We start from the raw sequence: 15,956 nt of genomic DNA, 5'->3' as shown, positions 1-15,956 counted from the left end.
CTTACGCAGCCTTGGTGATCTCCCCACGTTCGGCCGCCACAGCGACCGTCCACTCCGTCACCAGAAGCGCATACTCGGTCCGTTGCTCGCTCGTCAGCCGCATCGACGGATGCGGCCACAGGGCACGGATCAGCGCATTCAGCACGGCAGACGGCCGCGCCGAAGGCGACGAACTGGGAGGCATGACCCGAATTCTACGGGCCAGGTCTGACAGAGGTCAGCCCTCCGCCGGCGGCTGCGGGAGTTCCGTGACGAAGGTGCCGATGCCTGGCTGCATCTCCGCCAGGCCCGCCTTCCGAAGCTCCGTCAACACGCGCTTCGCTGTGACGGGGCTGATCCCGAACTCGTCGCAGATGGCCGTGCCGGAGGGGAGCCGGCCGCCGGGCTCGTAGGTGCCGTCGAGGATTCGCTCGGACAGCACGGCGTACACCTGCCGCCACCTCGGCACATTCGGCTCCCACTTCATGATCCAAACCGTAGGTGGGCCTACCCGGACACGCGAGTCCAGACGACCTATCCGACCTATACCACCTATCCCGCAGGAGTAGCCTGCAATTGCAGGACCCCCGCGACCGCGCGAACGGCCCGGGGGCATGGCCGACGAACGGAGCGCGTCGACGTGGACGAGCCTACGGAACCGCCACCCCCATGCCTATGCGGCAGCACCGATCACGACCCTGTCCGTATCGGAGACCTGCTGACCGCCGACGGCCGTGCCGTCTCCGGGCTGTACATCTGCCCGGCGCAGTCGCCCGCCGGACTGAGCGGTGCACTGTGAACGCCGGCCGCCCACCCGTAGATCGTGAGGACGGGATGGCCGCTGAGTGCAAGCTCGGCGAACACGGCTACTGCTCCGGCAATGTCCCCCTTGCGAGGGCCGGCGGGGCCGGGCCGCGGCTGATGCTGGCGACGTGCTCCTGCTCCTGCCACCGCCGGAAGTAGCGGGCGGTGGGCTTCGGCGTGCGCACGATCTTGGGCCACAGCTGCACGTCGGGTAAGAGATTCACACCCCGCGCACGGAACTCGCTCACCTATATGCATGCTGCACGGTTACATAGCGACAGACTCTGCGCTTGACTGTTGACCCACCGTCAACGCCCGTGGCCAAGGAGGCGCCAGATGGGCATACCGATCACTCGCGCGACGCGGAGCAGCATGTCCAGGGAGGGGTTCACGGCCCCGGCTTCGATCTTCTGGTAGTTGCTGCGAGTTGTGGGGACGGCTAGGTAGACCTGCTCCTGTGTGAGGTTGCGGTCTAAGCGAGCCTCGCGGATTGAGGCTCCGACGCGGCGGCGCTCTTCTGGGAGCCAGTCGTCGTCGGGCAGGTCGTGAGGCACTCGACAAACGTTCTGACCTGCGTGATCATAAGTCAGCCCTCCCCCAGAGGGCTCTTTTTGATCTTCACGCCAAGCCGGTACCCGCGACTTCGATCACCAAGCCCTGCGGAAGTCATGGCATATGCCGCAGGGCTAGAGGTAATGTCCGGGACTCGAACGTCTGTTCACTCGAAAGGGTGAACAACCCTCACCAAGTGCATCCAGTTGTACAGGGCGGGGATCAGCACACCACCCCCCACACGCCCTGAACGCGCCAGCCAGGAGACGGCATGGACCAGCAGCAGATCCTCGACCTCTACGAGTGGGAGCCGGGCGTCTGCTTCCGTCACCCTGGCGACGGCGAAGTGCCAACAACGCACGTCGAAACGATTCGCCCAGCCGCCGGCGGCATCCAGGACGTCCGTGCCTGCCGAGACTGCGTGCTCGCAATGGAGGCGACTCGGGCAACGGCGGCGCAGCGCGAAGGACTGACCTACGCCCCCGGTGAACTGCGCCGCCGCACCTGACAGAGGGGTGCCGAAGGGTCCATTTTTGGGGAGTGGATGGGGAGTAAGCGAGATGTGGGGGCCAACCGGGGAGATCCAGAATGCTTGACTGGGTCTCCCTGTCGTCGACAACGCGCGGCTATGCGGGACTAAGAACGCCAAGCTCAGCGCCACTTTTGCGCTCCCGCTCCGAAAGCGTGCAGGCTGACGCTTCCCTTGCGGACTGATGAACCGAATTTTCCCAAGGGCATACCGGCCGCGGTTCCCGGCGGCCCGGCAGCTCACCGGCCGGCCGCGAGCACCACGGGCCGCGTCGGCGGCCGGGAGCCGCCGGTCCCGCCTCGGTCGCCGCGGCCCGGTGCGAGGCCGGGGAAGGCCCAGGGGTTTTGACCTTGGCGTCCGGGTCAACCCTGCATCCTGGGGGCGTACGGGCGATGTCCGCCGGGACACCGGCCCGTCGCCCAGGGGATCGCGGGAATCCGACCCCCGATCCGAACACCCAGAACCCGAAGGGCGCACCATCACATGACCGCTTCACCGCAGACCGGCCGCCCCGCCGCGGCGTCCGGGACCTTCCGTCTCGGCGGCGACCTCGAGATCAACCGGCTCGGCTACGGCACCATGCAGCTGCCCGGCCCCGGCATCTGGGGCGAGCCGAAGGACCGTGGCGAGGCGGTGCGGGTGCTCCGGCGTGCCGTCGAGCTCGGCGTGAACTTCTTCGACACCGCCGACAGCTACGGGCCCGACGTCGCCGAGCCCCTGCTGCGCGAGGCACTGCATCCCTACGGCGACGACGTCGTCATCGCCACGAAGGCCGGGCTCACGCGCCAGGGCCCCGACAAGTGGACGCCGGTGGGACGCCCCGCCTACCTCCGCCAGCAGGCCGAACTGAGCCTTCGCCGGCTCGGGGTCGACCGGATCGACCTCTTCCAGCTCCACCGCATCGACCCCGACACCCCGATGGAGGACCAGGTCGGTGAGCTGAAGAAGCTCCAGGACGAGGGGAAGATCCGGCACATCGGCCTCAGCGAGGTCACCGTCGCGCAGGCCGAGGCCGCCCGGGAGATCGCGCCGATCGTCTCCGTCCAGAACCTCTACAACCTCACGGACCGCTCCGCCGAGGAACTGCTCGACTGGTCGACGGAACAGGGCATCGGGTTCATCCCGTGGTTCCCGCTGGCCACCGGCAAGCTCTCGGGCGGGGGCAGCCCGCTGTCCGAGCTGGCGAAGCAGCACGACGCCAGCCCCGCGCAGCTTGCCCTCGCGTGGCTCCTGAAGCGTTCGCCGGTCATGCTCCCGATCCCCGGAACGTCGAGCGTCGCGCACCTGGAGGACAACCTGGCGGGCGCGCTGATCGAGCTCACGGACGAGGAGTTCGACGTGCTCTCGGAGGCCGGCGCCGCGTAGTCGGTCGAACGCCGGCGGGGCGTACGGCCCGCGGTTCCCCCGGCCCGGCCGTCGCCGCGGGCCGGGGAGCCGGAGCCGCGGAATGCCCCAACCGGTGTGCGGGGGACGGGAGATGACGGCCCGGGGGCGTCGAGGAGCCGGCGGTGAAGCTTTGCCGCGCCGGCCGAACGCGCGCGCCGGCCGAACGCGCGCCGCTCACCTCCCCGGCGCTCGGGACCGCTCGCGGCGGGGCCGCCCTGCACGGTGGCGCGGCCCCGCCGCCCCGGCCCGCCCGGCTCAGCCCGTGCCTGTCGCCGTGTCCCGCATCTGCGCGCCCCAGCGGTCGATGCGGGCGGTCACGTCCGCGAAGTGCTCGGCGATGGACGCGGCCGCGCGGTCGGGGTCCTTCGCGCGCAGGGCCGCCAGTACCTGGCCGTGTTGACGGACCACGTGTTCGTGATCGGTGCGCGGCTTGCCCACCTCGCCCTCCAACTGCCGGTACACGTCCCAGAAGAGGGCGATGAGCTGGAGCACGAGGGCGTTGCCGAGGGGTTCGTAGAGCAGCTCGTGGAAGCGCCGGTCGTGTCCGGCGCGGCCCGCGTCCCCGTCGGCGGCCAGCGCGTCGAGCTCGGCCTGGAGCAGGTCGATGTCGGCGGGGGTCAGGGCCAGGGCGGACTGCCGGATGAGCCCGCTCTCCAGCAGCGCCCGCACCTCGACGATGTCGCGCAGCACCCGAGGGTTCTGGCGCCGGACCGCGAGCCGGGTGTGGAAGAGCAGGCCGGGTGCCATCGCGCGCAGCTGCCCGGTGCCGACGTACGTGCCGTAGCCGTGCCGCACGTCCACGATGCCGAACGCCTGAAGGCTCTTGAGCGCCTCCCGCACCGAGTTCCGGCTGACGCCGAGGGTGCGCATGAGTTCCGGCTCGGCCGGCAGCGCGTCGCCGGGGCCGAGGTCCAGTTCGACGATCAGGTCGATGATCCGGTCCTGCACGGTGGGCCGCCGGACCGCGCCCGACTCCGGGACCACGGACACGGGGGGCTTGCGCTGAGCTGGCATGACGCCTACTGTACCGGCTCGTGTAGGACGTTGGACATCCTACGTCCTACATCTAGTCCTACCTGCTGCAATCGATCGTCACCCCGACCGCACCCGGCACACCTGCTCCCACCACACCTGCTCCCAAGGATGCGAGCCCGTATGAGCACCCCCTCGCAGGCGCCGCCGCTCCGCTGGCGCGCCGAACTGTCCGGACAGAACTGGAAGGCGTTCTCCGCCGCGTGGCTCGGCTACGCCATGGACGGCTTCGACTTCGTCCTGATCACCCTCGTCCTGACCGAGATCGCCGCGGACTTCCACCTCTCCTCGCTGACGGCCGCGACCCTCGTCTCCGCGGCGTTCGTCTCGCGCTGGTTCGGCGGCCTCGCCATCGGCGCGCTGGGGGACCGCCTGGGCCGCCGGCCCGCCATGGTGCTGAGCATCGCGCTGTACGCGGTGGGCTCGGTGCTGTGCGGCTTCTCCTGGGACTACTGGTCCCTGTTCGCGTTCCGCATGGTGGTCGGCCTCGGGATGGCCGGCGAGTACAGCGCCAGCGCCACCTACGTCATCGAGAGCTGGCCGCAGCGGATGCGCAACACCGCCAGCGGCATGCTGCTGTCCGGGTACCCGGTGGGCAGCGTGGTCGCCGCGGAGGTGTACCGCTGGGTGGTTCCGCACAGCAGTTGGCGGGTGCTCTTCTGGCTCGGCATCATCCCGGTCGTGCTCGCCGTCTACCTGCGCAGGCGGCTGCCGGAGGCCGACGAATGGCAGCGGGAACACGACAGCGGCGCACGGCCGGCCAACGCCACCCAGCTGCTCTTCGGCGGGCGGCGCAAGACGTGGAACCTGCCGGTGTGCGTGGTGGCCGCCCTCTCGCTGCTGGTGGTGCTGCGCGGACAGTCGCTCGCCGTCACCCTGCTCCTGGTCGCGGTCCTCGTCGCCTGCTTCGTCGCGTTGTCGGTGCAGTTCGCCGGGAGGCTGTGGCCGGTGGTGGTCGCCCTCATGGTCACCGTCTTCAGCGCGTTCCTCTACTCCTGGCCCCTCCAGTCGCTGCTGCCCACCTACCTGAAGACCGAGCTGCACTACGACCCGGCCCAGGTCTCCAACGTCCTGCTGTACGGGGGACTCGGCTACGCGGTCGGCTCGGTCGTCACCGGTTATCTGGGCGACCGGTTCGGCACCCGGCAGGCCTACGTGGGCATGCTGATCGTGTCCCTGGCGTTCGTCTACCCGGTCTTCGCGCTCGGCGGCGGACACCCGGTCGCGCTGTGGATCCTGATGTTCCTGCTGCTCGCGACCAGCCAGGGAGCCTCCGGCATCCTGCCGAAATACGTGTCCGAGCACTACCCGGTACGCCTGCGGGCCGCCGGTCTCGGCTTCAGCTACAACGTCGGCGCGCTGGGCGGCGCGGCGGCCCCGGTGCTCGGGGCCAAACTCGCCGAGCCGCTGAGCCTGGGCACGTCCATCGCGGTACTCGGCCTCGCCCTGACCGCGGTCGTCGTGCTGCTGGTCGGCTTCGACGTGCCCAACCGGATCCAGGCGGCCGCCGACCGCCGCCACCCCGAACCCGCAACACCGCTCGTCCCACCCACAACTGAGAAGGTCTGATGTTCCACGGAGTAGTTCCGCCCCTGTGCACCCCGCTCACCGAGAACGGGGAGGTGGACACCGCCTCGCTGGAACGCCTCACCGCCTTCCAGCTCGACGCCGGAGTGCACGGCCTGTTCGTCGGCGGTTCCACCGGCGAGATCTCCCAACTCACCGACGCCGCACGGGACACCGCGCTGCGCACCGTCGTCGCCACCGCGGCCGGACAGGTACCGGTGCTGGCCGGCGTCATCGACACCGGCACGCAGCGGGTGCTGGAGCACGCCCGCCGTGCCCAGGCCCTCGGCGCCGCCGCCGCGGTGGTCACCGCGCCGTTCTACGTCGGCGTCGGCGAGGCGGAGATGCGCGCCCACTACGAGGTGCTGCACGCCGCGCTCGACCTGCCGCTGGTCGCGTACGACATCCCGTCCAACGTCGGGCGCAAGCTGCCCTCCGGACTGCTTTCCGCCCTCGCCCAGGAGAAGGTGATCGTCGCCGTCAAGGACTCGTCCGGCGACCTGGAGGGGTTCCAGCGCGTGGTGGACGGCGCGGCGGGCAGCGGCGCCGCCTGCCTCACCGGCTCCGAGACGCTGGCGGACCTGGCGATGATGCGCGGCGCCGACGGCATCGTGCCGGGCCTGGGCAACGTCGACCCGCACGGTTACGTACGGCTCTACGAGGCGGCGCGCGCCGGGGACTTCATTGCCGCACGGGCCGAACAGCGGCGCCTGGCCGACCTGTTCGCCGCCATCGTCTCGGTGGCGGACGGCCGACGGGTGGGTCCGATCTCCGCGGCGCTCGGCGCCTTCAAGGCCGGCCTCGTGGCGCGCGGTGTGATCCGGCACGCGCGGACGGCGGCGCCGCTGCTGCCGTTGACGGAGGCGGAGACGCGGAAGGTTGCGGAGCGGGTCGCGGAAGCGGGCCTCGGACCGGTCGCCTGATCTCTCGACGTCCGCCATGCACCAGGGGATTCACGTGCGCGTGCCCCGGCCGACCCGTTCGGCCGGGGCGCACGTGAACCCGCCGGTGCGACAGAGGTTATTGCTCCCGCAGGGCGCCAAACGGAGTGTTGCAGAGCCCCGTTGGGACCCCTCGGTCTCAACGTCCCTTCCGTCTCTTCGGTGTTCGCCCGCACCGAATCTGGTCCAACCAGTTGACCAGTCGCCGTGAGGCGGTCCACCCTGATCGCCATGACTCAGCAACCCATCCGGCGGGAAGCGGTCTCCGACCAGCTCTTCGCCGTGCTGCGCGACAGGATTCTCGGCGGTGAACTCCCGCCCGGCTCACCGCTCACCGCCGAACGGGACCTGGCCGCCGAGTTCCAGGTGAACCGGCACGCCGTCCGCGAGGCCGTCAAACGGCTCCAACAGGCGCGGCTCGTGGAGGTCACCCACGGCGGCCGGACCGCCGTGCTCGACTGGCGGCGAACAGCCGGTCTGGAACTGGCGGTCGGCATCGCCGCGGCCGGCCACGGGCCCTCGACGGGGGACCTCTCCCGCGACGCGCTGGAGATGCGGGCCTGCATAGGCGCCGACGCGGCGCGGCTGTGCGCGGTCCGCTGCTCCGACCGGGAGGCCCTGGCGATCGCCGAGGCCGCCGACCGGTTCGCCGTGAGCGGGCCCGATCTCGACGAACTGCACACCGCCGACATCGCCTGGTGGCGGCTGATCGTGGAGGGCTCGGGGAACCTCGCCTACCTGCTCGCGTTCAACAGCCTGGTCGGCGGCGCCCTGCCCGTCGCCGACGTGCCCGACGATCTGCGGGCGGCCGAACTCCTCGACGTGGAGGCCCATGTGAGGCTCGCGGCACACATCACGGCGCGTGACGACGGCGCCGCCGAGCGGCTGGCCCGCGACCTGCTGTCCCGCAGCGTGCCCGCGACGCCCCGGAAGGCGGTGCGCTGAAGTGATCCCCGCAGTGATCTACGCGATACCCGCGTTCGTGCTCCTGGTCGTCGTCGAGGCGCTGTCGTACCGGTTCCTCCCGGACGACGAGGAGCGCGGCTACGAGATCCGCGACACCGTCACCAGCATGTCCATGGGCGCCGGAAGCCAGGTCGTGGGTCTGCCCTGGAAGGCGGTGACGGTCGTCCTGTACGCGGCGCTGTTCACCGTGGCGCCGTGGCATCTGTCCCCCTCGTCGGGATGGACGTGGGTGGCGCTGTTCTTCGCGGACGACCTCGCCTACTACGTCTTCCACCGTTCCCACCACCGGGTACGGGTGCTGTGGGCGAGCCACGTGGTCCACCACTCCAGCGTCCGCTTCAACCTCTCCACCGCGCTGCGGCAGAGCTGGACGCCCATGACGACGCTGCCGTTCTGGCTGCCGCTCGCCCTGCTCGGCATCCCGCCGTGGATGATCCTGCTCCAGCAGTCGTTCAGCCTGATCTACCAGTTCTTCCTGCACACCGAGCGGGTGGACAAGCTGTGGCGGCCGGTGGAGTGGGTCTTCAACACGCCCTCCCACCACCGCGTCCACCACGGCTCCAACAACGTGTACCTGGACCGCAATTACGCCGGCATCCTCATCGTCTGGGACCGCCTCTTCGGCACGTTCGAACCCGAGGGGGAGCGGGTGGTGTACGGGCTGACGAAGAACATCGCGACCTACAACCCGCTGCGGGTCGCCTTCCACGAGTACGCGGCGGCCTGGCGGGACGTGCGCGCGGCGCGGCGCTGGCGCGACCGTGTCGGCTACGTCTTCGGCCCGCCCGGCTGGTCGCCCGCGGCGGACAGGTGAGACGCCGGCCGCTGCTCGTTGCGTTCGTCCTGCTGGCCGTCCTCGACGTCGTCGCCGTGACGGCGGGGTGGCCGGCCCTGGAGTGGCTGACCAAACCGCTGCTGGCGCCGGTGCTCGCCGTGCACCTGTGGCGGCGGACCGGCACCCGCCACCGGCCCGTGCTGGCCGGCCTCGTCCTCGCGACCGCGGGTGACGTGGCGCTGCTGCTGCCCGGTGACGCGGCGTTCGCCTGCGGACTCGCCTTCTTCCTGGGCGCCCAACTGTGCTGGACGGCAGCGTTCTTGGCGGCGGGCGCACTGCGGTATCTGCGAACTCGCCGACCGCTGTGCGCCGTTCACCTCGTCGTGTGGGCGGCAGCCGTGGCCGCGCTGGTCCCGGCACTCGGCCCGGCGCTGGGTGTCGCGGCGGCCGTGTACGCCCTGGCGCTGCTCACGATGGCGCTGACGGCACGGGTGCGGGGGAGCGGAGCCGCGTGGGGCGGCGTGGTGTTCGTCGCCTCCGACCTCCTCGTCGGGCTGGGCGCTGCGGACCACGACTTCCTCGGTCGCGGCGCGCTGGTCATGGTGACGTACACGGCGGCACTGGCCCTGCTCGTCACCGCGTTCACGGGAGGGGCGACGCGGACCCTCCGACCGGGAAGCGCCTGACCGCCGGCACGGTGCACCGGTACGGCAGCCGCCGGAGGACGCGTCCCACCCTGCGTCCTGCGGCGGCGGGCTCCGCCTAATCTGGCGACGACCCCCTTGAACAGCGACGAAAGGTGCGACCAGTGGGCGAGTACGTGGAACTGCCGGGCGTCAGAACGTGGTACGACACCGACGGCCCCGACGACGCGGCGGAGACGCTGGTCCTCCTGCACGGCGGGTTCTGCACCAACGAGACGTGGGACGGGCAGCGGCCCGACTTCGCGGCGAAGTACCGCCTGTTCCTTCCGGAACGCCGGGCGCACGGCCGGACGCCCGACGTCGCCGGTCCGCTGAACTACCAGGACATGGCGAACGACACCGTCGACTTCCTGGAGTCGGTCGTCCGGGGCCCCGCGCACCTCGTCGGCTGGAGCGACGGTGGCATCGTGGCGCTGCTCGTCGCGATGGCCCGGCCCGACCTCGTACGGAAGGTCGTCGCGATCGGCGTCAACTACCGCCCCCTGCCCGACGTCGAGGCCAAGCCTGACGATGCCGACGAGTCGGCGTCGTCCGACGACTCCGAGCTCGACTTCCTCCAGGAGATCTACGAGGCGGTGTCGCCCGACGGGCCGGAGCACTGGCCCGTGGTCGTCGACAAGGTGCTCCACATGTTCGGCACCCAGCCCGACATCGCCCGCGAGGACCTGGGCCGGATCACCGCGCCGACCCTGGTCATGGCATCCGACGACGACCTGATGTCGCTGGAGCACACGATCGACCTCTACCGGGCGCTCCCCGACTCCGAACTGGCCATCGTCCCGGGCACCTCGCACACCCTTCCGCTGGAGAAGCCGGCCGTCGTCAACCGCACGATCCTCGACTTCCTGGGCGGCGAGCCGGTGAAGACGATCATGCCCGTCCGCCGCGCCTGGCAGGGGAGTTGACGGGGCCCGGCCGTCAGGGCTGACGGCACGGGAAAGGACTCCCGCGCGACGCTTGCGCGGGAGCCCTCCCGATTCCCGGGTGGCGGCGACGGTCGTGGTGGCCCGCGGTTCGCGGGCGGACTCGCGGCCCGGTCGCGTCGCCCGCGCCGACCCCCGGCACCGGCTACGCCTGCGGGCAGGTCTTCGCGCGGTTCTCCGGGACGGACGTGCGGCGCGAGTGCAGCCACTGGGCGATCAGGGCGAGCGCGGCGAGGACGGCGACCGCCGCGGCGTAGACGACGGACGTCTCGTGCAGGCCCGCGTGGGTGGCGGCGATCCCGGCGATGACGGCGGGCACGCTGAAGGAGACGTAGGAGATCACGAAGGCGACGGAGAACAGCTCGCCGCGTTCGGACGGTGCGGCTATCCGGGCCAGGGTGCCGAAGCTGGCGAGGGCGGAGGAGCCGAAGCCCACCCCCGCGACGACGGTTCCGAGAGCCGCCGTGAGCAGGGAGTCCTCCTCGACGCCGATCAGGGCGACGACGGTGCCGGCGAGCAGCAGGCTCGCACCGAGCGTGAGGGTGCGCGGGACCGGCCAGCCGCGCAGGGCGAGCGCGGTCAGGGAGGCCGGAGCGGTCAGCAGGGTGACCACCAGGCCGCCGACGACGTGACTGGACAGGCCGAACAGGCCGACGGCGACGGACGGTCCGAGCGAGAGGTAGAGGCCGCCGAGCGCCCAGCTCGCGACGAGGATCGGAACCAGCCGCAGCAGGTCCGCCCGCAGGTGCGGCGCGATCCGGAGGCGGGGCTGGAGCGAGCGGACGGCGCCGGGCCGCCGCAGCGACGTCTCGGGCAGCGCCAGGAGCACGGCCCCCGCCACGATCAGCACGGCGAGCAGCAGCACGTACACGAGCCGGGTCGGGTGCGGCCCGTACTGGACGAGGAAGCCGCAGCCCAGCGCGCCCAGACCCAGTCCGAACGTGGGCGCGGCGCCCGTGACGACGCCGGCGCGGTGCGGTGCGTGGGCGGGGTTCAGGTCGGCGAGGGCCGCGCCGAGGGCGGTCATCGCGGCGCCGGTGGCGACGCCCTGGACCAACCGCGCGGTCAGCAGCAGCGGGACGTTCCCGGCGGCGAGGAACAGCACCATCGACGCCGCTTCGAGGGCTATCGCGGACAGCAGCACGGGGCGGCGGCCGAGGTGGTCGGACAGGGCGCCGATGACCAGCAGGGCCGCGAGCATTCCGAGCACGTAGACGGCGAACACCGTGGTGAGGGTGGTCGCGGAGAAGTGCCACTGCTGCTGGTAGACGACGTAGAGGGGCGAGGGGGCGCTCGACGCCGCCATGAAGAGCACGAAGACGACCGCGAGGGCGGCGAAGGCCGTCGAGCGGCTCATCTCGCGTCGTCGTCCACCCCCGGACGAGGGGACGTCGGAGGGCGGAGAAGGGGGCGAGGTCCGGTTCGCGGACGGGCCGTTCTGAGGTCGCACGCTTTCGGGCCGGGCGTTTCTGGGCAGGGCGGAGGCGGACACGATCTCTCCAAACGCAGTAATCGATGCGTTAAGGACGCTACCACTAACGCAGCGATCGGTGCGATAATTTCCCCATGGTTGACGCTTCAGCTCAGGTACGTCCCGGTGGCCGCTCCGCGAAGGTGCGGGCGGCCGTGCATCACGCCGTCGCGGAACTCCTCGCCGAGGAACCCGCGGAGGCGCTGACGATCCCCTCCGTCGCCGCCCGCGCGGGAGTGCACGCCACCACCGTGTACCGCCGCTGGGGGTCGGTCGCCCAGCTCCTGAACGACGTCGCGACCAGCAGGTTCAGCGGCGACGTCGTCGTCCCCGACACGGGCACGCTGACCGGCGACCTGGAGCGGTGGCTCGCGGACGTCGCCACCGACCTGGCCGACCCCGACACCCTCGCCCTCATGCGCGCCACGATCGGCTCCGGCCCGGAGGGCGGCTGCGCCTGCATCGGCGACCGTCACGAGCAGCTCAGCGCCATCGTCGACCGCGAACGCTCCCGGGGCGGCCCGGCCCCCGAGGTCGAGAGCGCCGTCGACTTCCTGCTGGGCCCGCTGTACTACCGCGCGATCTTCAGTGCCGAGCCGGCGTCCAGCGACTGGGCCAGGGACCTGGTGGCCACGTTCCTGGCGGCGTCGCGGGCGTTGGCCTGAGCGACCGGTCGGCCGACGCGGGGCGGGGCCGCCGGCCGGCCGCCGCCACCGGTCGGGAGTCGCCACCGGTCGGGGGTCGTTGGCGGTCGGCGGTGTCACCGTGGGGGCGGGCGGCGCGGGCTGCGGCAGTGCCGCCGTACCGCGGTTCAGTGGGTGACCGCGGAATCGAGGAGGGGGCCGAGTTCCCGGACGACGGACTCCAGTGCGCGGACGTCGAGTTCGGCGCGGGCGGTCAGGATCGCCCCCTCCAGGGCGCTGACCATGAGGGTGGCGAGTCCGCGGGCGCGGTCCTCCGGCACGCCCATGTCCGTGAGGGCGCCGGACACCGCCGCGGTCCAGGCGGCGAGCGCGGACTTCGCCGCCTCGCGGGTCGAGGGCGTGGTGCCGGCGCAGTCCGCGGTGGCCGCGGCCACGGGGCAGCCGCCCGCGAATCCCACCGTGCGGTACTCGTCGGTCCACTGGCCCGCCATCGCGGCGAACAGGCCCGAGGGCGTCGGTACGGGCATCCCGTCGACGAAACGGGTGATGCGCCGGGCCGCGTAGTCGCCCGCCCAGGCCACCGCCTCGTTGACCAACTGCTCCTTGCCGCCCGGGAAGTAGTGCTGGAGCGAACCGCGCGGCGCACCCGCGAGGGCGGCCACCTCACGCATGCCGGCCGAGGTCACGCCCTCGCGCCGGATCAGCTGGGCCGCGCTGAAGACCATCCGCTCGCGGGGCCCTCGCCGGGACTCTGCCATGGCCGCTCTCCTTCCTCGTGTCGTCGCGCCGATCACTCTATGACCGCTGTCATAACGCTCGCTACTATGACGACCGTCATAGTCGATGGTGAGGGTCGGTGCGGCATGGGCAGGGGCAAGGGCGCGGGAGCGGAAACGGGCATGGCTGCCGGCGGCGCCGACGACGGCGATGGTGCCGTCGGTGCGGAGCGCGGCTCGGGGGCCGGCGGTGTCGGTTTCATCGGTCTGGGCGTCATGGGGCAGCCCATGGCGCTCAACCTCGTCCGGGCGGGAACGCCTCTGGTCGTGTTCAACCGGACCGCGGAGCGGTGCGCACCGCTGCGTGCCGCCGGGGCGGTGGTGGCGGAAAGCGCCGCGGACGTCTTCGCGCGCTCGGGGACCGTGTTCCTCATGCTGGCCGACGAGGCCGCGGTCGACGAGGTCCTGGGACGGGGGAGCCCGGACTTCGGTGCACGCGTCGCCGGGCGCACCGTCGTCCACATGGGCACGACCTCCCCCGAGTTCTCGGCGGGGCTGGGCGACGAGATCCGGGCGGCCGGGGGCGAGTATGTCGAGGCGCCCGTCTCGGGCTCCCGAGTCCCCGCGGAACAAGGGCAGTTGGTGGCCATGCTGGCCGGGGACGAGGCCGTGACGGCAGGGGTGCGTCCGCTGCTCGATCCGATGTGCGGCGCCACGTTCGCGTGCGGAGCGGTCCCGGGGGCGCTGCTGATGAAACTGGCGGTGAACCTGTTCCTGATCACCATGGTCACCGGTCTGACCGAGGCGTTCCACTTCGCCGACCGGCACGGACTCGACCACGACCTGCTGCACGAGGTGCTGGACGCCGGCCCGATGGCGAGCGCCGTCTCCAGGGTGAAGGCGCCGAAGCTCCGCTCCCGGGACTTCACCGCGCAGGCCAGCGCGACCGACGTCCTGAAGAACAACCGCCTGATCGCGGAGGCCGCGCGCTCGGCGGCGCTGGCGTCCCCGCTCCTCGACGTCTGCCACGCCCTCTACGGCGAGACGGTCGCCCAGGGGCACGGCGCCGAGGACATGGTCGCGGTGGTCCACGCCCTCGAATCCCGGACGGCGGCCGCTCGCGCCGACCGCGCCCCCGGGGCGGCGTGGGCGGTCACGGAGTAGGGGTTCGGCGGCTCGTGGCGGCCCGCTGCGCCCTGCCCGCTCCCGCGCGGACCGCTACGAGGCCAATTGCTCAAGTGCGTTGGAAACAGGGCTGGTTGGTCCTGTGGTGCGTTCGGGCCCGCTGATCTCGGCCCATACCGCGTCGAGCGAGAGGCCCAGAACGTCGGCGATCGCCGCGATGGTCGGGAAGGCGGGGGTGGCGACCCGGCCCGACTCGATCTTCCGGAGCGTCTCCGGTGAGACCTCCGCGGCGAGCGCGGTCTCAAGAATCGAGCGCGCCCCTCTGGCCCGGCGCAGGAGCGCGCCGAGGCGCTGTCCACGTTCGATGTCTGCGGGGGTGAGCGGCAACCTGACCATGCCCGGCATTCTAGTACCGGTATAGTTAGGCCGGTATAGTTATTGGTTGCGCGAGAAGGACGCCACATGATCGAGATCCTGAACCCCACCCTGCTGACCCGAGCGAAGGACACGGGCGCGCTGGTCGCCGAGATCCTCCAGGCGATGAAGGGCCGCAGCGCGGTCGGGACGAACCTTCTGGACATCGACCGGTGGACCAAGAACATGATCGTCGAGGCGGGCGCGACATCCTGCTACGTCGACTACGAACCCTCCTTCGGACGCGGCCCGTTCGGCCACTACATCTGCACGGCCGTCAACGACGCCGTGCTCCACGGGCGCCCGCACGACTACACGCTCGCCGACGGCGATCTGCTGACGCTCGACCTCGCCGTCTCCCGGGGCGGTGTCGCCGCCGACGCCGCCATCAGCTTCGTCGTGGGCGACACGAGGCCGCCGGAGAGCGTCGCGCTGATCAGTGCGACCGAGCGCGCGCTGGCCGCGGGAATCGCCGTGGCCGGGCCGGGGGCCCGCATCGGTGACATCTCGCACGCCATCGGCACGGTCCTCGGCGAGGCGGGATACCGGATCAACACGGAGTTCGGGGGACACGGCATCGGATCCACGATGCACCAGGACCCGCACGTCCCGAACACCGGTCGGCCGGGCCGCGGTTACAAGCTGCGCCCCGGGCTGCTGCTGGCGCTGGAGCCGTGGGTCATGGCGGACACCGCCGAACTGGTCACCGACACCGACGGGTGGACGCTCCGCAGCGCGACGGGCTGCCGGACCGCACACACCGAGCACACGATCGCCATCACCGACGACGGAGCCGAGATCCTGACTCTGGCGAGGTAGCCGAGGCGGCACCCCCGCCGGTCGGCGCGGCCGTGTCCGCCGGTGCGGCCGTGGGCGCCCGCGTGCGGACGGGCCGGCCGCGGCGCGCACGACGTGCGGGACGCGCGGCGGACCGCTCGTACCTGCGCCCCTCGACGGGTGAGCGCCGTGATCGGCAGTGGGCGGCCAACAAGTAGAGTGCCGTGTCGGTCATGGGGCCACGCCCGCCCACGCCCGTTGCCGGCGTGGGGAGTTGTGCGTCCGTCGCGATGCGGCGGCGGGCGGTCCGAGGGGGAGGGACAGGATGCATCCAGCAGTTGTCGAAAGCCGGTTCCGTGAACGCGCGGAGCGGCAACGCGCCTGGGGAGCAGGGCTGTTGACGGTCGCGGTGTTGTTGTGGGTCTACGCCGTCTGGCAGTTCTTCACCCCGCCGCACACCTACTACTGCAGTTCCACCTGTTCGGTGTCGTTCCCCCGCGACTGGCTCAAGCCCGTGGCGGCCCTCGCCGTCTCGACGCCCGTCGCCCTGGTCGGACTCGCGCTGTTCTCCCACGCCCGCCTCGTCCTCCAAGTGCTCGGCATGCGCAGGGAACTGGAGGAGGCCGGCGCCTGACCGCTCCCCGGCCTCGCC

The 15,956-nt window shown here is 71.6% G+C and carries 20 protein-coding genes; 12 read left to right on the top strand and 8 right to left on the bottom strand.

Going from position 1 to position 15,956, the window contains the following annotated elements; genetic code table 11:
* Position 1: 1 nt before the first annotated feature.
* From ACFZA0_RS06125 to ACFZA0_RS06110, 4 genes are all read right to left on the bottom strand, one after another.
* Positions 2 to 184 (bottom strand): hypothetical protein, encoded by a 183-nt coding sequence (locus tag ACFZA0_RS06125; protein WP_391012134.1) that lies wholly within the window; start codon positions 182 to 184, stop codon positions 2 to 4.
* 33 nt (positions 185 to 217) lie between these two features.
* Complete coding sequence (locus ACFZA0_RS06120) at positions 218 to 466, bottom strand: GntR family transcriptional regulator (protein ID WP_391012131.1); 249 nt, start codon at positions 464 to 466, stop codon at positions 218 to 220.
* A gap of 379 nt (positions 467 to 845) precedes the next feature.
* On the bottom strand, positions 846 to 989 hold the full coding sequence (locus tag ACFZA0_RS06115) for a hypothetical protein (RefSeq protein WP_391012128.1): 144 nt from the start codon (positions 987 to 989) through the stop codon (positions 846 to 848).
* A 102-nt stretch (positions 990 to 1,091) separates the two neighbouring features.
* Positions 1,092 to 1,337 carry a helix-turn-helix domain-containing protein gene (locus tag ACFZA0_RS06110; protein WP_391012125.1) on the bottom strand — a complete coding sequence of 82 codons (246 nt, stop codon included), beginning with the start codon at positions 1,335 to 1,337 and terminating at the stop codon, positions 1,092 to 1,094.
* Positions 1,338 to 1,606: 269 nt separating this feature from the next.
* On the opposite strand from ACFZA0_RS06110, the gene ACFZA0_RS06105 reads away from it, so the two are divergent.
* Complete coding sequence (locus ACFZA0_RS06105) at positions 1,607 to 1,843, top strand: hypothetical protein (protein WP_391012122.1); 237 nt, start codon at positions 1,607 to 1,609, stop codon at positions 1,841 to 1,843.
* A 504-nt stretch (positions 1,844 to 2,347) separates the two neighbouring features.
* Positions 2,348 to 3,229, top strand: a complete 882-nt coding sequence (locus tag ACFZA0_RS06100; protein ID WP_391012119.1) for an oxidoreductase — start codon at positions 2,348 to 2,350, stop codon at positions 3,227 to 3,229.
* A 276-nt stretch (positions 3,230 to 3,505) separates the two neighbouring features.
* On the opposite strand, the gene ACFZA0_RS06095 is transcribed toward ACFZA0_RS06100, so the two are convergent.
* Positions 3,506 to 4,264 carry an FCD domain-containing protein gene (locus ACFZA0_RS06095; protein ID WP_391012116.1) on the bottom strand — a complete coding sequence of 253 codons (759 nt, stop codon included), beginning with the start codon at positions 4,262 to 4,264 and terminating at the stop codon, positions 3,506 to 3,508.
* A gap of 141 nt (positions 4,265 to 4,405) precedes the next feature.
* On the opposite strand from ACFZA0_RS06095, the gene ACFZA0_RS06090 reads away from it, so the two are divergent.
* The 6 genes from ACFZA0_RS06090 to ACFZA0_RS06065 all read left to right on the top strand — a co-directional run bounded on the left by ACFZA0_RS06090 (position 4,406) and on the right by ACFZA0_RS06065 (position 10,139).
* Complete coding sequence (locus ACFZA0_RS06090; protein WP_391012113.1) at positions 4,406 to 5,851, top strand: sialate:H+ symport family MFS transporter; 1,446 nt, start codon at positions 4,406 to 4,408, stop codon at positions 5,849 to 5,851.
* Entirely contained in the window at positions 5,851 to 6,771 is a 921-nt protein-coding gene (locus tag ACFZA0_RS06085; protein ID WP_391012110.1) for a dihydrodipicolinate synthase family protein, read from the top strand. The genes ACFZA0_RS06090 and ACFZA0_RS06085 overlap by 1 nt, the downstream gene beginning before the upstream one ends.
* 249 nt (positions 6,772 to 7,020) lie before the next feature.
* On the top strand, positions 7,021 to 7,734 hold the full coding sequence (locus ACFZA0_RS06080) for a GntR family transcriptional regulator (protein WP_391012107.1): 714 nt from the start codon (positions 7,021 to 7,023) through the stop codon (positions 7,732 to 7,734).
* Between the two features lies 1 nt (position 7,735).
* Positions 7,736 to 8,569: a sterol desaturase family protein gene (locus ACFZA0_RS06075; protein ID WP_391012104.1), complete on the top strand. Its 834-nt coding sequence runs from the start codon at positions 7,736 to 7,738 to the stop codon at positions 8,567 to 8,569.
* Positions 8,566 to 9,216, top strand: a complete 651-nt coding sequence (locus tag ACFZA0_RS06070; RefSeq protein WP_391012101.1) for a lysoplasmalogenase family protein — start codon at positions 8,566 to 8,568, stop codon at positions 9,214 to 9,216. The genes ACFZA0_RS06075 and ACFZA0_RS06070 overlap by 4 nt, the downstream gene beginning before the upstream one ends.
* A gap of 122 nt (positions 9,217 to 9,338) precedes the next feature.
* Positions 9,339 to 10,139, top strand: coding sequence for an alpha/beta fold hydrolase (locus tag ACFZA0_RS06065; RefSeq protein ID WP_391012097.1), 801 nt, complete (start codon positions 9,339 to 9,341; stop codon positions 10,137 to 10,139).
* Between the two features lie 163 nt (positions 10,140 to 10,302).
* Here ACFZA0_RS06065 and ACFZA0_RS06060 read toward each other — a convergent pair whose 3' ends face one another.
* Complete coding sequence (locus tag ACFZA0_RS06060) at positions 10,303 to 11,514, bottom strand: MFS transporter (protein ID WP_391012094.1); 1,212 nt, start codon at positions 11,512 to 11,514, stop codon at positions 10,303 to 10,305.
* 209 nt (positions 11,515 to 11,723) lie between these two features.
* On the opposite strand from ACFZA0_RS06060, the gene ACFZA0_RS06055 reads away from it, so the two are divergent.
* On the top strand, positions 11,724 to 12,293 hold the full coding sequence (locus tag ACFZA0_RS06055; RefSeq protein WP_391012091.1) for a TetR/AcrR family transcriptional regulator C-terminal ligand-binding domain-containing protein: 570 nt from the start codon (positions 11,724 to 11,726) through the stop codon (positions 12,291 to 12,293).
* Between the two features lie 146 nt (positions 12,294 to 12,439).
* Here ACFZA0_RS06055 and ACFZA0_RS06050 read toward each other — a convergent pair whose 3' ends face one another.
* Entirely contained in the window at positions 12,440 to 13,030 is a 591-nt protein-coding gene (locus ACFZA0_RS06050) for a TetR family transcriptional regulator C-terminal domain-containing protein (RefSeq protein WP_391012088.1), read from the bottom strand.
* Between the two features lie 66 nt (positions 13,031 to 13,096).
* Here ACFZA0_RS06050 and ACFZA0_RS06045 point away from each other — a divergent pair, with 66 nt between their 5' ends.
* The gene (locus ACFZA0_RS06045) at positions 13,097 to 14,152 is read left to right on the top strand and encodes an NAD(P)-binding domain-containing protein (RefSeq protein WP_391012085.1); all 1,056 of its coding nucleotides are present in this window, start codon (positions 13,097 to 13,099) and stop codon (positions 14,150 to 14,152) included.
* A 54-nt stretch (positions 14,153 to 14,206) separates the two neighbouring features.
* On the opposite strand, the gene ACFZA0_RS06040 is transcribed toward ACFZA0_RS06045, so the two are convergent.
* Entirely contained in the window at positions 14,207 to 14,509 is a 303-nt protein-coding gene (locus ACFZA0_RS06040) for a helix-turn-helix domain-containing protein (RefSeq protein ID WP_391012082.1), read from the bottom strand.
* Between the two features lie 66 nt (positions 14,510 to 14,575).
* Here ACFZA0_RS06040 and map point away from each other — a divergent pair, with 66 nt between their 5' ends.
* The gene (gene map, locus ACFZA0_RS06035; protein WP_391012079.1) at positions 14,576 to 15,346 is read left to right on the top strand and encodes a type I methionyl aminopeptidase; all 771 of its coding nucleotides are present in this window, start codon (positions 14,576 to 14,578) and stop codon (positions 15,344 to 15,346) included.
* 283 nt (positions 15,347 to 15,629) lie between these two features.
* A complete protein-coding gene (locus ACFZA0_RS06030) occupies positions 15,630 to 15,938 on the top strand; it encodes a hypothetical protein (protein ID WP_391012076.1) in 309 nt (102 codons plus the stop codon).
* Positions 15,939 to 15,956 lie beyond the last annotated feature (18 nt).

It is taken from the genome of Streptomyces sp. NPDC008150 (assembly GCF_042956945.1).
In the GTDB taxonomy this organism is placed as follows: domain Bacteria; phylum Actinomycetota; class Actinomycetes; order Streptomycetales; family Streptomycetaceae; genus Streptomyces.
The sequence above is the reverse complement of the archived record's forward strand: the minus strand, read 5'-3'. Positions and strand labels throughout refer to the sequence as shown.